Origin of the sequence: Reyranella sp. (assembly GCF_965249915.1) — a bacterium.
Lineage (GTDB): Bacteria > Pseudomonadota > Alphaproteobacteria > Reyranellales > Reyranellaceae > Reyranella.
The window spans coordinates 5,477,817-5,492,441 of sequence record NZ_OZ252257.1 but is presented as its reverse complement, the minus strand read 5'-3'; the positions used below and the strand labels follow the sequence as shown (position 1 = coordinate 5,492,441).

At 59.4% G+C, this 14,625-nt stretch carries 13 protein-coding genes; 4 read left to right on the top strand and 9 right to left on the bottom strand.

Annotated elements, in window-relative coordinates:
- Positions 1 to 10: 10 nt before the first annotated feature.
- Together ACP15H_RS27020 and ACP15H_RS27015 are read right to left on the bottom strand one after the other, a co-directional pair.
- A complete protein-coding gene (locus ACP15H_RS27020; RefSeq protein WP_425069219.1) occupies positions 11 to 736 on the bottom strand; it encodes an ABC transporter permease in 726 nt (241 codons plus the stop codon).
- A gap of 49 nt (positions 737 to 785) precedes the next feature.
- Entirely contained in the window at positions 786 to 1,850 is a 1,065-nt protein-coding gene (locus tag ACP15H_RS27015) for a hypothetical protein (RefSeq protein ID WP_425069218.1), read from the bottom strand.
- Between the two features lie 352 nt (positions 1,851 to 2,202).
- Between ACP15H_RS27015 and ACP15H_RS27010 the strand changes: the two genes are divergently transcribed.
- Together ACP15H_RS27010 and ACP15H_RS27005 are read left to right on the top strand one after the other, a co-directional pair.
- Entirely contained in the window at positions 2,203 to 3,420 is a 1,218-nt protein-coding gene (locus ACP15H_RS27010; protein ID WP_425069217.1) for a capsule biosynthesis protein, read from the top strand.
- 8 nt (positions 3,421 to 3,428) lie between these two features.
- Complete coding sequence (locus tag ACP15H_RS27005) at positions 3,429 to 4,145, top strand: ABC transporter ATP-binding protein (protein ID WP_425069216.1); 717 nt, start codon at positions 3,429 to 3,431, stop codon at positions 4,143 to 4,145.
- Here ACP15H_RS27005 and ACP15H_RS27000 read toward each other — a convergent pair.
- The 5 genes from ACP15H_RS27000 to ACP15H_RS26980 all read right to left on the bottom strand — a co-directional run bounded on the left by ACP15H_RS27000 (position 4,140) and on the right by ACP15H_RS26980 (position 9,822).
- Entirely contained in the window at positions 4,140 to 6,011 is a 1,872-nt protein-coding gene (locus ACP15H_RS27000; protein ID WP_425069215.1) for a glycosyltransferase family 4 protein, read from the bottom strand. The two genes, ACP15H_RS27005 and ACP15H_RS27000, sit on opposite strands and share 6 nt — an antisense overlap.
- Before the next feature lie 10 nt (positions 6,012 to 6,021).
- Positions 6,022 to 7,227 (bottom strand): FkbM family methyltransferase, encoded by a 1,206-nt coding sequence (locus ACP15H_RS26995; RefSeq protein ID WP_425069214.1) that lies wholly within the window; start codon positions 7,225 to 7,227, stop codon positions 6,022 to 6,024.
- A 115-nt stretch (positions 7,228 to 7,342) separates the two neighbouring features.
- Positions 7,343 to 8,215 carry a hypothetical protein gene (locus tag ACP15H_RS26990; protein ID WP_425069213.1) on the bottom strand — a complete coding sequence of 291 codons (873 nt, stop codon included), beginning with the start codon at positions 8,213 to 8,215 and terminating at the stop codon, positions 7,343 to 7,345.
- A gap of 15 nt (positions 8,216 to 8,230) precedes the next feature.
- A complete protein-coding gene (locus ACP15H_RS26985) occupies positions 8,231 to 9,223 on the bottom strand; it encodes a polysaccharide biosynthesis/export family protein (protein WP_425069212.1) in 993 nt (330 codons plus the stop codon).
- A 248-nt stretch (positions 9,224 to 9,471) separates the two neighbouring features.
- Positions 9,472 to 9,822: a hypothetical protein gene (locus tag ACP15H_RS26980; RefSeq protein WP_425069211.1), complete on the bottom strand. Its 351-nt coding sequence runs from the start codon at positions 9,820 to 9,822 to the stop codon at positions 9,472 to 9,474.
- A gap of 1,182 nt (positions 9,823 to 11,004) precedes the next feature.
- Between ACP15H_RS26980 and ACP15H_RS26975 the strand changes: the two genes are divergently transcribed.
- Positions 11,005 to 11,901, top strand: a complete 897-nt coding sequence (locus ACP15H_RS26975) for a glycosyltransferase family 4 protein (RefSeq protein WP_425069210.1) — start codon at positions 11,005 to 11,007, stop codon at positions 11,899 to 11,901.
- A gap of 1,052 nt (positions 11,902 to 12,953) precedes the next feature.
- Here the strand turns inward: ACP15H_RS26975 and ACP15H_RS26970 are convergent.
- Positions 12,954 to 13,475 carry a DUF4113 domain-containing protein gene (locus ACP15H_RS26970; protein ID WP_425069209.1) on the bottom strand — a complete coding sequence of 174 codons (522 nt, stop codon included), beginning with the start codon at positions 13,473 to 13,475 and terminating at the stop codon, positions 12,954 to 12,956.
- A 73-nt stretch (positions 13,476 to 13,548) separates the two neighbouring features.
- Between ACP15H_RS26970 and ACP15H_RS26965 the strand changes: the two genes are divergently transcribed.
- Positions 13,549 to 13,704, top strand: a complete 156-nt coding sequence (locus ACP15H_RS26965) for a hypothetical protein (protein WP_425069208.1) — start codon at positions 13,549 to 13,551, stop codon at positions 13,702 to 13,704.
- Positions 13,705 to 13,859: 155 nt separating this feature from the next.
- On the opposite strand, the gene ACP15H_RS26960 is transcribed toward ACP15H_RS26965, so the two are convergent.
- Positions 13,860 to 14,186, bottom strand: coding sequence for a hypothetical protein (locus tag ACP15H_RS26960; protein WP_425069207.1), 327 nt, complete (start codon positions 14,184 to 14,186; stop codon positions 13,860 to 13,862).
- Positions 14,187 to 14,625: the final 439 nt, after the last annotated feature.

Sequence of the window (14,625 nt, the reverse complement as noted above, 5' to 3'; positions counted from 1 at the left end):
GCCTAAGGGCTCAATTCAACCGTACTCTCTTCCTCACTCCGGCGACGGAAAGAATACCGACGAATGCGACGACGAAAGCGCATTGCGCGAAATAGGCGAGATCGTAATGCGTGACAAGCGCGTCTCCAAAGAATCCCGCACGGAAGACCTCGTAGCAGTGCACAAGAGGGTGATAGAGAGCCACCTGCTGGCCCCAGCTCGGCAGCCAGTCGACCATGAAGAAGGCGCCAGAAATCGGGATGTTCAAGTACTGGAACGGCTGCACGAAACGCTCGATAGTCTCCGTTAGCTCGGTAACTGCCGCTAGCATTGCACCGAAGGCCGCACCTATCGCTGCCATCATGAACCATCCGAGCAGAAAAAGATCCCAGCGTGCGATGTCGCCGACCAAGCCAGCAATGTTCAGAACGCTCCAAACTACGAAAAGGGCCGTGGTGGTCGCGATGAACTCCAGAGCTTGGCGAGCGGTGACCAAATCGAAAAGCGTCACTCGCCGGTGGTAGAGCAGCGCCGAGCTACTCCTGAACATGTTCACGACTGGCCCTGTAAGATGGCGCCACAAAGTCAACGGCATGTAGCCGGTGAGCACAATCTCGACGACCTTGATGCCGTTGCGCGACGGTCCGGAAACAGACCAGATGATCATCACGCCGCACGTCAGAATCATCGGCTCGAGAATGGCCCAAGCGAAGCCGATATTGTCGCGGCCGTAGCGCATCATGAGATCGCGCTTCATAAGCGCCGAGATGCTTCGGCCCTGGATCGCCCAGCCCGCCCAGACGGACTCAGCGCTTCGTGCCATGCTCTGAGACTCCGGTAAGAACCAACCAACCAATCATCACGAGGAGGATGTTCCCGCACAGGATGGTCAGCAGCGTCCGCACGCGCTTTGGAAACGCCGGGTAGTCCGGCTCGCTCGGCTCCACCACCCGTGCGAGGTACAACAGCTGCTTTGCGGCTTCAGCCCGTGCCAGGACGAGTTCAGTCTCGGCGTCGCTGAGGGTTTTCTCGGCGAACTGCCGCTCCAGTTTCAGGCGGTCGTACTTGGCGATGCGCGTCGCCAGGCCGGAATCGGACGAGATGCGCCCTCGTTCCTCCTCGATCTGCTTCTGGAGCGCGGAGGCCTTGCGCTGCAGAGCTCCCAGTTGAGGGCTGGCGCTGGTTCCGCTGTGCATCTCGTGGATCCGGGATTGTGTACCGCCCAATTCCGCAGCGAGCTGACCGATCAACTCGGAAAGACGCACGGCGGTCTGGGTAGGGTCGACGATTTGCTCGACGTTACGGAACTCGGTCAGCGCCGCTTGAGCCGCGATCAGCCGGCTCTGGGCGAGCTGCACTTCTGTCAGGGCGCTGCGAATGGCATCGTGCTGGCTCCGCTCATTGAGGCGGTTGACGAGTTCCTCCGCCAAGCCGAGCAATGCCGCGGCGATACGATGGGCGTCCGCGGCTGAGAATGCCCGAACCTTCAGCGTCGAGATACCGGTCTTGTCCGTATGGACCACGCTCACCATCCGCTGGAAGTACCGGTGGAACTCTTCGCTCTCGGGACCGAAAAGCATCGACGGATAGTGGGCAACGAAGTCAAGATCGCTGCCTCGGTATATGTCGCGCAGTTTCATCATGCCCGAGAGACGAGCGATCGCATCGCGAGACGTCATGTATTCCTGAACAACGAAAGCGTCGTCCTGAGAGCGGGCTATACCGAGTTGGACGAGGAATCCCAACGCTCCTGGCATATTCGGGCGCGATGCTGAGCGCACCACAAAGCGGGCCTCCGACTCGTATTGCTCTGCCGCCAGTGCGAATAGATAGAAGGCCGAGATCAGAGTCGGCAACATCAGGAGGAACAAGCGCCAGCGCCGGAGGAACGCCAGCGCCCAGGACCATCGAGCCGAGCCACGACCAATGTCGCTAGCGGACGGTCTACGTGTCGCGGCTAGGTGATCTGCGAGCAAAGACATCTCTCCATCTTCGCCACTCCTCGCGCGTCGGGGCAGTGGCGCAAGACAACGCTTTTGAACGTCTCTGTGAGTGCGATCTTGCATCTAGGACTGGTTGACGCACCAAGGCGGAGGATCCCAGTCGCCGAGGCCGCACCGAAGCGCATCCAAACATATTGGGTGGATGGAACGGTGAACAATTGCGTGACATCCAGTAGCGTGCCCGCTTGCGACTGGCGCGATAATTTCAGAAGTTGCAGCAATGCCCGACGCTTCGCAATTCGCGCCGTACGCCCGCATGCTGCAATTGATGCCGGTATCCGAGGCCGTCAGCGGAGTCTCGGTCGCACCGGCTTCTGAACAGACAATCGAAGCGGCGCGCGCGCGGCGGCCGCATTACCTACTTTCGCTCTTTCTGCTCATAGTGCTGCCGACGTGTCTGACGGCAACGTACCTCTATGGATTTGCGGCCAATCGCTTCGAATCCGAAGCGCGCTTCGTGCTTCGAATGCCTGGACGCTCTGCGAGCGCTCTCGCGGTTCCTACGGCCGTGCAGGGGCAGGGAATGATGCGGTCGAGCGACGATGGATATGTCGTGCAGGATTTCCTGCAATCGCGCGACGCGATGGCTTGGCTCGAGGAGCATGCCGACCTGCAGGCAGCAGTGCGGCGTGCGCCCTGGGATCCGCTGTGGCGTTTTCCGGCAGTGTTGGGGCGCGACACCCAGGAGGCCCTGTTCAAGTATTTCCGAAGGATCGTATCTATTACCTTCGACACGACGACGGGCGTGTCGACGCTCGCCGTCCAGGCTTTCGAACCAGACGATGCCCAGCGCCTTGTCAACGGACTGCTGGCCGCAGCCGAGGGCTTGGTGAATCGCATGAACGAGCGCGCTCGACGCGATGCTATCGGCATTGCCCAAAGTGAGGTCGACCGCCAGAAGCGACGTGCTGAAGATGCGCAGGCCGCGCTGAAGGCTTTCCGCGAGCGCGAACGCCTCATCGATCCCACTCACGCTACGCTCACCGTTCTGGAGACGATCGCCAAGCTCTCGCAGGAAGCAGCCCAAGTCGGTGTCCAGTTGGGCGAATTGACGCGAGCATCGCCTGATGCGCCCCAGATCTCTGGGTTGCGGCTTCGGCGGGCGGCCCTCGAAGAACAGATAGACATTGAGCGCCGACGGCTCGCCGGCGACGCATTGGCGGTGGCGCCGCGAATTGCCGAGTATGAGCGATTGAGCCTCGAGCGCGAGTTCGCAGAGCGCACCTTGATCTCGGCGATGACCATGCTCGAAAGCGCCCGGGTGGAAGCGCTCCGCCAGCAGGTCTACCTGGAGCGAGTAGCAACGCCGAGCAAGCCGGACTATCATGCCTATCCTTGGCGCTTGCTCTGGTGCCTGGTCGCCGCTGTGGGTGGCACCATGGCTTGGCTGATCTGGCGCGTGATCAAGGCCGACGCGCTTCGCCACACCGAGTCCTAGGGGGCCGCATGCCCGATGGAACCTTCCGGCGGCAACCGGACCGCGACAGCCGCGATGGGCCTGGTGATTCTCGCCGCTGCGTCGAAGTCTTAAATGTCTCAAAAGTCTTCCACGGCGCCCACGGCGCCCATACCGCCCTTCAGAACATTTCTTTCCGGGTCTTTGCCGGCGAGCGCATGGGTCTCATGGGGGCTAACGGCTCAGGAAAATCGACCCTTATCAAGATTCTCTCCGGTATACTTGTCCCGTCGGCGGGCGAGGTGCGGCGTGGCCTCAAGCTATCCTGGCCGCTGGCGCTCGGGGGCGGCTTCGACGGAGAGCTCACCGGCTATGACAATGTCCGGTTCCTATGCCGACTCTACGCATTGCCGTTCAAGGAAACCTTTGCCTACGTCGAGGACTTCTCGGAGCTCGGCCAGCACATGTTCCGCCCTGTCCGCTATTACTCGGACGGCATGCGTATGCGGCTGGCCTTCGCGCTGTCGTTAGCGATGGACTTCGAATGTTATCTGATCGATGAGGTCCTGCTGGTCGGTGACCGGCGCTTTCAGATCAAGTGTCATGACGAACTGTTCGGCCGTCGCGGCCATTGCGGCATGATCATGGCCATTCACGACGCCGGTGTAATCAGAGAGTATTGCCAAAGTGCCCTGATTCTTAAGCATGGCCGCGGCCGCCTCGTCACCGACCTCGCCGTCGCAGCAAACATCTATAATCGACTATAGAGCCCGCCTTTTTGCCCGCAAGCTCTCGACAAGCCTCATGGTTGGAGATTTTCTTTCGCGACCGCTGGCGCTCCCCTCGTCGATTTTCAATGGCAGACGGCGCAATGCGGCGCCGCGGAAAATGAGATGGCCCCTAACAAATCCTCTCGCAAAAACTCTGAACTCGACGAAGGTCTCTGCGCTCTCCACGGAGAATTCGAGAGTCTTTTTGGTCCGATTCGCCTCGCCGCACTCCACCGTGGACTGGGCCAGCACCTTACCATCGTATACATCAAGGAAAAGGAGCGCCCCCGCTTCGTCTGCGGCATCCGGCGACAGATAAAGCTCAAACTCCACACGATACCGTCCCGGCAGTACTCTAAGATGCGGACCGAACACGATATGATGGGGCACGTGTGTGCTCAACGGCACAACGGCATGTTCTTCGTAGACAGTGTCTCCTAAGACCGAAAACTGCCGATGACCAACATACGCAGTGGACGCTCCGGTGGTAGACGACCGGAGGCCGGCCCCCGATGCATTAGGTGGGTCCCCAACGGTGGCAGCCGACACCAACGGGTTGAGAAGCGATTCCAGCGTCTCGATATCATACAGCGTGACGAAGTTGTTTTGCGGCTCAAGAGGAAGGTCAAAGTCTGCGAGGGTCAATTGTTGCATCGCAAGCAGCCTGCGATAGTGGGCTTCCTCAGCCGACTTCAACCCATCGCACTCGTCGAAGGATGGCCCGTCCATGGACGGGCGCGATTGGATTTGCTCCGCCGGAAGCAGCGCCCCTGCAAGCGCAGCCTCCAACTGTGAGGCAACAACCGCTGCAGTATACCGAGGAAGGACATGTCGATTCTGCCAATTCGCGAGCGCTTGATCTGCCCCCGGGACCGTGGTGATCGCTGCTATTCCCGAAGCGAAACGACGAATGTCGAAATCGTCATATACAGTCGGATGTCCGTGCATAAGCTCCGCGATAGCCGTGCCACTCCACGCCACGATCGGAACGTTCAACCTCATTGCCTCGTAGATAGGCATCCCGAAGCCTTCGTGCTGTGACAGGCAAAGGAATACTGATGCACGCCGATAGTGCTCCTCGAGCTCGCTCTCCGACACCTCCCCGACGAACCGCACAGGAACATCCAAGCGCTGTGCCAACGCCTGCAGACTACGGAGATGCATATTCGCACCCGCCTCAGCGCGCCCCACGAGCACCAGCTCAATAGGCCGCGTGACAATCCTCTTGAGATGGGCCGCCACCACGATCATATGCGCAAAGCCCTTGTGAGCAACCACTCGCCCGACGAAGAGTACGTTTATCGAGTCCTCCCCGGACCACATTGCGGAGCGCCCGTCGACACGCGCTCTCGGAAGCAAATATCTCGAAGCCGGATACACAACTGAAGTTGGGACGCGACCTGCACCCAGCCATCTCATCTGCTGGCAGGTGAACGCTGAGTTGCACCAGAACTCAACGTTGCTCCGCCTAGAAAGTCGCAGGATCGCTCTGAATCCGCGCGTCGTACGTTCCAGCGAATGCCTCGCTATCCTTCCAAAGAACCAAGGCGGTGTGTTGTTGTGCCATCTGACGACCAACCGCCCGGTGAACCGCGCGAGGAGATCTTCGAACGCCGGCCACCCGTCGCAGAAGTGATAGATCAACACTGCGTTGGCGGATTCGGGCAACACGACCGAAAGCAACGCGGCGTCTTCTATCGGCAAATCCGGGTAGTGCTCGCGATCATACCTTGCCGCGAATAACCGAACATTCAAATGCTCTTTGGCCTGCAGCTGTCGAAACTGATAGACGGCATCGTACCCAATGGAATCGCTCTTTTCGAACAGGCCTTCAACCACAATGAGTACGGAAAGCTGCGTCATTGCAATCACCTTAGTAAGCGCGTCTCTCTCTTACGGCGTACAGAAGACCGGCATACGGATCGAACGGGTTCGTCTGATCGAAGACCGTGAAGCCGTTCCGGTTCAGCTTCTCGATGAGATAGTCCTGATTCTTGCCTGGAGACCAGGCCTTGTGCCACTCGATCATGTATATGACCGGGAGACCGGCGACGTTCGCTCGGTCGAGCGCGTCCAGGATCGGGAATTCGGAGCCCTCGCAGTCGAGTTTGAGTACAATGTCCAGGTCGCTGTGCCTGGCCGCCAACTCCAATACGACCTCAGCGGCATCTCTGATTTCGATTTGTGTTGGCTGACCTTTCGTTGTCCCCTTAATGCTGACATCTATAGAGTGCTCGGCATCGTGGAGAACCACCCGCCTTTCGTTTTGCAGACCAAGGCCAAAGTTCATAGCCTGGATCTTGTCCGAAAGGGTCGGGTTCAACTGGAAATGCGAGACAGCGCGATCGTGGATCGCGCGAAACGGTTCGAAGCCATAGACTTTCTTCACTCTTGGAAACGTCGCGAAGTGGAGCGCCGCTATCCCGGCATTCATTCCGACATCCAACACACAGACATCGCGCCTGGGCGAGAAGCGATAGACGTTTGCCACGAGAATTTCCTGGATCATCTGGAAATCGTCATAGTTGGTGACGTTTAGCTTTATTCCGAGAAAGCTGACCAAAGTTCCTCTCTCATTCGGTCGGACTTCTGCCCCTTTGTTGAAAAGGTCACAGAACTGATCGAAATGCTTCTCGAAGAATGGCGTGTGGGGGCCATCATCGGTGAGGATCGGACTGAAGCGGGATTGTCTATGGATTGAAATGATGCGATCTGCGGCGATGAGCAGGTCCGCAGCACCCGTCGCGTATACCCGAAACTCAAGAGCCATGGCGTCTCTCAGAGAGAAGTCGAGTTTATGCTGCGCTCCTCTTGCCGTCAGTGCCCGGGCGAAGAGGGGCCGCCGCGCGAGCACACGGGTGCCGGCCTCCCCTGTCACGTCAATGTAGGCGCAGATCGAGTTCGGCCGTGCGCCTCGCCGATTCCGCTCCGGGATTTCTATTTCGAATGAGACCGAATAGTCCCCCGGCGGCATCCTGTCGTAGGGTCCATATAGAGCGAACCCCGCCTGATCCCCGGCAGTGGTTATATATGTCTTGCCTTCGACGGTTGTGACCGCTCCTACCGCGGAGTGAACCATCAACAACTCCCTCCTCCAGCAGTCCGGACCGGGTCGAAAGCGGCTCGAACAATGGCATCCGGTCCCCTATTCATTCTCAATCGCCTTACATCCAGGCGGGCGGCGACTGCCACGCCTATCCTATTGCCTCGAGACGAACTTCGATCAGCGCTGCCTGTCCCTCCAACGCGGACTCCTGGCTCGCCAGCCGTATCTCTATCGGAATGAGGAGATCGGTGATTTGAAATTCCAGATCCACCGTGAAGAAGCCGCCTGACTGGACCTCGAAGAAGCCGCGCATCAAACTGTTCGGCGTGACGACCTCGAAGATGAACGGCAGCTTTTCGATGTCGGGACTGAAACCGAAACATCCCGTGGCACGCCAATGGCCGGTCGGTAAAGGCAGATAGGGGCCGTAGAGGAGGATGCGGGCCCGCCCCGCGAGCTCCATCACCAGCGGCAGCGGGTCGCCCATGAGGTCGCCGTTGAGAAAGCATTCCCGCGGCCAAACGATGGCGCGAGGCAACGTCCCGCTTAGCGACGCCCACAGGGGGTCCAGATAACTCGCGACGAGGGGCGAATCGAGCGTCGTGTGGGCCTCCGGTGGCGGCAGCTCTTCGACCCCGGCGGAGTCGATGTCGGTGAGCGACAGCGCACCCGCCAATTCGCTCAGCCAAGCGAGCTGGTCATCACCGACGAGTGTTAGGACCTTGCAACCGCCGCGCGCCACGAGCTCGCGGATGTAGATCGCCCGCTCCGCATCCTGCCGCACTACCTCGTGCCAAGCAGTTGTGTCACGAGTGCTTGCTTGGGCAAGACTTGCTGCATCGACGGCCACCACTGCGTCGACTCCTGCCTGCACCAGTGCATGCAGGGATTCACGATTACCGCGCCCTCCGAGCCTATGTGTCGTCCCCTCGCGCGCTATTCCCGCCAGCGGCCTGAGCCGAGCCAGAACCCGTTCTACCCAAGCTGCGCGCTCCCCCTCCCCGACGATAATGATGTTCATGCCGGTTATGAATTGCTACTTGGCTACGGTCGAAGCCGCTACGACAGTGGCACCGAGGCCGGTAAAGCCCCAAATTATGCTCATGACCTTCTGCAACTCCGCTGCCGGTGCGTTGGACACGAACAAGATGTCCTTGTTGTGCATTGGGAAGCGGCGCGCCAGGAAGAAGCTGTTGGCCTCGCGCATATTGACGCGATAAACGACCGGGACCTCGGCCAGCGGGTTGGGCACCGGTCTCGCGAGTCCGAGTTGATCGTAGTCCTCTGGACGCTCAAAGCGGATGACGAAAACGCCGCCGGGATCCGCACGCATATCGCTCAGGCCCCCAGCGCGCGCAATTGCTTGGTCAAGTGTAATGCCAATCGCATCGAACGGCACGACGGCATTCTGTCCGGTCGCGCCGGCGGCTGTGAAGGTTTGCGGCTCCCGCGTGACCGAGATCAAGTCGCCAGGCCGGACCGGAACGTTTTCGGCCGGATCAGTGAGTAATGCCTGTAACGGAATCCGCGTTGACAGCCCGTCTCGAGAAAGGGTTACAAATGTTTCGTGAGGCGCGGCTTTCGTACCGCCCGCTTGAGCGACGACGTCCAGGATCCGATCGCCTCCCGCGGTAAGCGGCACCCGTGCGCCCGCCGTCACTTCACCTACGACAGTCACCGTATTACTCACATTGCGCGTAACCGTAACTAGCACCTGGGGGTCCAGGGCCTTGTTGGCCAGCGCCCGAACGATGGCCTGCTCGACCTGATAGGGCGTCTGACCCATCACGAGAACCCGACCCGCGAAAGGAACGGTGATTGCACCCTCCGCCCCTACGATCTGTTCCGGAATGCTAGCGCCACGCGTGCCCGCCGCGACTCTGTCGTTGACCGGCGCATTGAACAGTCCACCCGTGCCCGCTTCCCAAATCGTAATCTGTACTTGGTCACCGACACCGATTGTCGGCGCCTTGGCCGGAACACGCAGGCCGAAGCTGCCTCGCAGCGACGCGATTGGCCAACGCGTCATAACTGATACAAGTTCAGCGTTCACATCTACGAGTGCAAAGCGAATTCCATTTGAAGGCGCGGCGTTCCTGGCCGATTCCGCGACTTGTGAAGCCGATGGACCGCTCGTCGGCATAGCCGAGCAGCTCGATAGAACCATGAGGAAGCACAACGCAGCGGGGGATACAACACGGTGTCGGGCCCAAAGACATGTCAGTAACGTCTTACTAAGCATCAAACAGCCTCTTTGGGTGCCTTTCGGACGAGCGACTAGATATCGCGAATGGGCGACGTTTGGGCCGCCTTTACTTCTGCTTGTAAAAGGCGAAGTCCCTCTTCGAGCAGTCCAACCTTGTCGGCCTGAATTCGCAGCCGCGATATTGCACGGCTGTAGCGTTCATCCTGCTCCAGAACGACCCAGCGGTTGTCCCTGAGCCGCTCTACAATACTTCGGATCGCTTGCTCGCTGCATCGCAAATCCCAACTCAATTCCTTGAAAGTCGTCGGCTGCTTCGCCGCATGTTCGGCAAAATACACGCCAAGCAACACGTCGACCGCCATAATCGAATTGGACACTGGCAACATTTTCTTTGTCCATCGGTTGAATGCAATGGCCGCCATTGCGACCTCAGCCAGACGTAACTGTTCGCTAGCAGCGGGCACGTGATCATCGACCCTTCATGCAAGAGACTTGCTCAGGTAGTTGAATAGAGTTTGTAACGCGGTCGTACCAAGGGAACGCCGCATCGCAAATCCAACCGCGTTGCAGACAAGCGCGCGCGCCCAACCACTGCAACGAAATTCTTTTGCGCCTTTTGCTTCTTCACCAGCGCGAACTTTTTTGACACAACATTGCAGATACGTTTGCGGTTGTTTCCCCTTGGAGAAATGCGACAGAGTTCGCGGGTAAACCCCGAGGGCAGCGCGTCAACCGCGCCTCCACCAGGCACGAGCCCGAGCCGGCCTCCTGGGTCTTATCGGATGAAACTATTTCCCGACGCGTCGTAACGCTTAGGTGATCGGCATAGACCCGGTCTCAGCACTCCAGACTTCACAAAGCCCCGCACCCCCAGAAGGTCTAGAGACAGCCAAAGTGTTTTGTGTCGTCCCTCGCACGACGATGATCTGAGGAGTGTAAGATCACCGGCGTGTGGGTTGCGCCGTTCTCGTAGGCTGCTTCAAAACGTGTGCGCTCTCCCGACGTATTCAGTGCCAGGAGGATGAGCAAATCGAATGCGTAACATGGAGATCCACAATACTGCGTTGGGCCGCGAGAGGTGCTCTACAAGCCGAAGGATCGTCTTTGATGTGACTGGTCTTGTTCATTGGTATGCCTATATGCGGAACCCATCCGGTATACAAAAAGTCATGGAGAACGTCTTAGGCAGGCCAATACTAGCGGCACGCGCCGACTGCATCTTCGCCTTTCGACCGATCGGCTCCGACCGATTCTACATCGTCAATCCATCATATATTATGGGTCTCATAAACCCCGGACTTCGCCGTTACTCGATAGCGTGCCTCCGGCGCGTGTTCGCGGAAAGCATGAGAATTGCGACTCCGGCAAGGGTCTGGAATGAGATGCTATCCGATCACATTACTTACTTGGCGATCGGCCGCGGAGGCGCAGCTCGTCATTGGGAGGCAGTGAATTTGGGGCGGTGGCCTGAAAGAGGATCGCTCCTCCGAGCGCTTCCCGACCTAACCGGGGAAGACCTCATCGTCGTACTCGGCGATTTTTGGTGTTATCGGGATCAGACCGAAGCACTTCTTAGACTTAAGTCGAGAAGTGGCGCGAGGTTGATGTTGATGATTCATGACCTATTCCCCATCACCAATCCTGAGTGGACGCACCCCCGCTATGGCAAGGCTTTTTGCGACCAATTGGAGCGTCTCTTCTGCACTGTAGACTTCTGGCTGACGAACTCGCATTACGTGCGCCATCAATTGACAGCCGAATTGCTGCGGCGCGGCATTGATGCTCCCGGTATCAGTGTCTTGCCGATGGGAGGACCAGCACCCGAATCGCATCTCACAGAAGCCGATTTAAACATCGCCCATCTCAAGGCACACGGACTCGTGGGCGGGCAATATTTCTTGTGTGTTGGAACCGTAGAACCTCGAAAAAACTTCGACAACTTGATTGATGCAGTTGTCCAGCTAGGTGACAAGATTAGTTCCCGACGCATGACGTGCGTCATAGTAGGCCGCCCAGGATGGCGCTCGAAATCTCTAGTAGTCCGACTTCGCACCCTAGCTCAGAAGGGTGGCAGCATTCGTTGGGTCGAAAGCGCCGATGATACAGAACTTAGAGCGCTGTACCGCGGCGCAAAATTCTCTGTGGTGCCAAGCCACAACGAAGGGTGGGGTTTGGTGGTTCAGGAGAGCATTCGCCACGGCGTGCCGTGCATCGCGGTTGCGGCGGGTGGATTGCGTGAGGCGGGCCGTGATCTGGCGACCTTTGTGCGATCGGCGAGCGTCGCAGATCTGCGCGATGCCATATCCCGGTTTGTTACTGACAGCGCAGCTGTTTTGCGCGCGCGGCGCAAGATCCGTCATCGACTAGTCAGTGGACCACCCCTCCCCTCTTGGCGCGACGCTGCTGCGTTTCTACTAGAGCGTGCACGCTACTTAGAGTCAGCTGGCACTGGACGCTACCCCGCGAGCAGCCCTAGGCGGGCAGGCAGCCTGGCGGAATAGCTACAGTCTAAGAGGCTTTAGGCCTTTTGAGCAATTGAAGTGTTATGTCCTGCTGTCATCCAAGACTTAGTAACTATTCCCCCGATGTTCGGTAGACGGCGGCCTCTCGCGCGCGAAGCTCCCAAGCGCTATTCGGATTTGACCTGGACGTTCTTGTCGCGGTCGGCGCTGTGACGTTCAGTGCGGCTCTACAGGCTTTTCTCGGGTCGCTTTACGCCTCGAATCCCACACGACTAGTCTTTGCTCGCTTTTGGGGGAACTTTCATCTCTCGAAGGCGGATCGAGCGCGAGACTCTGGCAGTTGGGCTGAAGCCGCCGAGCACTATCAAAACTGTCTTCAAGTGTTCACGCATCGTCATGATTTGTGGATTCAGCTTGGGAACATGCGAAAGGAAGTTGGGGACTTGGAAGGTAGCCGGTCTGCATACGAGGCGGCACTAGCTCTGGCAGCGGACGATTCTGACTTGGCGCTACAGCTCGGTCACTTGACGAAGATTCTCGGACATGTCGATGAGGCGCGCACTTGGTATCATAGAGCACTGGCACTAGATTCGCGGAACGAAAGCGCATTTCAGGAGTTAGCTGCTCTGGGTGAGGACCTGCACACTCTTTCTGCGTTATTGGCACCAAGGCCTGGGCCGGACGCAGAAACTTCTCGACTTAGGCCGTGAGCGGCTCGCGGTTGATCGGACCGTCTGAGCGCGTACGTGGTCGTCACGTACTGTAAGTCGCGATTCTCGTCGAACAGCCGGGCAGCTCACGACCGTCCGCACACATCACAGTCCGAACTGTAGGACGTTATTGCACGGGCGTCAGCGTTTTCACGAGACACAGAACCCGTTGCCAAGCCGCCGCAGGCCCGTCTGTTAGCTCGCACGGTAGTCAAGCTAGCTTCCGCAGTTCAGAGCGAAATGGAGGCGCGGGATCATGAGCGCGCCAAAATGCGATAGACGTCGCGAGCTGGCTTCCGAGGAAAGGAGAAAGCGGGAGGCACTACCGGAAGACGTCGAGATTCTTGAGCGCTCCATTCGGACACGCTGCATTTTAATCGGTCAGACCCTAAACAGCTCGTCCCACTCCGGAGTATAGCACCGGCTCAGAATCCCGCTACGCAGTTGCCACGGGTGATTCGCGTCTGTTAGCGCGAACGCGATAGTGTTGCGGCGAAAGCGGGCGTTAAGCGTGTCCAGCGTCCGCATGCGGGCGAGCGATCGCGGATCGTCGCGCCGACTGAACAGGCCGTCGCCGACGCTCACCGCTCTCACCAGGTCGACCAGCATCACGCAGGCCTTCTCGTAGCGGTAGCCGTCGCGCCAGATGGCGCCCAGGGCGCGGTGCGCCGCCGCGATGAGTTGCCCAGTGTCGGCCGTCGCTACGGGCAGGCGGATGCCGCGCGTGGCCATGTATTGCGAATCCTGCTCTCGGAACGGGTTCGTCTCGAGGAAAACGGAGAGGTGTGCGGTGGCCAGGCCGTGCCGGCGCATTTTGGCCGCCGCCCTCGAGGCGAAGGCTGATACGGCCTCCTCGACGTCGGCCTGCAGCGTGATCGCCTGGCCGAACGTTCGCGACGCCACGACGCCGAACTAGCGGCGCAGGTCTCGCGGGCGCAGCGGGCCACAGAAGGTCTATCCGAACTACGAGGCGCCGGTGATCCGCTCCCTGGCGACGCCCGGCGGCATTGTGTGGGACATCGCGCCAAAGCGCTGGGGTTTCCCGGCACCGCGAGAGGAAGCCCTTCATCTGCAGAAGGCGGCGCCGAAAGATTCGATCGTGCTGTTGCCTGAGCAGAAGAAAGCGGCCTAGCCGGCCGATTCGCGTTGGTAGCCTGCTGGCACCGCAGTTGCGAGCGCACCCCCGCGCGCCACGGCGCCGGCAGCGATCGCAAATGACGTAGTGGTGGCCCAGGATGGTCCACAGCGCGCGGAGCGTTCCGGGCGGGTGTGGCCAAGGGCCGACCATCACGATGTCTTGCCGCCGGCGAACGTGAGCTGCGCGCCATCGTAGGCGCCTGGTTTCGGCCGGGTCTCGATGCCGGAAGCCGCGATCCAGCGCTGCATTGCCTCGGCCTGGTCCGTTGTGGCGAAGTGGATCAGCCTGCAATCCCAGTCCGCCCGCATGCCGGCGACGGAGTACCAACCCACGTGCCCTGCGATGTGATCGGCGGCGGTGTGCCATTCGGCCTTGTTCGCCTCCCGGAAGGGCTCCTCGCGCCGCATGCGGGCAAAGTGGGGCAGGGCTCTAAGTCTTAGCTGGTGGCTGTTCCAGCCGCGCTTCGGTCGGGCCATGTCGATCTCCGGTTGGCTGCGGCCCCACGCCCCGCCGCCCGGTTCTGTCTCGCGCGAGTCCTAGCGCGGGGCCGACCTAGCGACGATTCCGTTCTGTGCATGGCGTCATGTAACCCGCGCGATTCGTCCGCGGCTTGCGGTGCTAGCTACCCTAGGGGTTGCGTGACGGTGCTGCTGTTATCCTAAGACAATCGCTGCCAAAGGCGTGCGAAGATCAGGATCAGCACCAGTGCTTCCGGGGCGCAGTGAATGCGGAAATAGAGACCGCGAGCGGTAACAACCCACTCTACCATTTTGTGTGCCTCTGCTGGTGGGCATGCCTTCGTTGGCATGGCGATCGGCCGGAACTTCAAGAATCGGACTCTGGGAATGCAAGACATTAGCTCATCAACGGCACAGCGAATGGTGGTCACAGCTGAAAGAGGTGCAGGCATCGTGG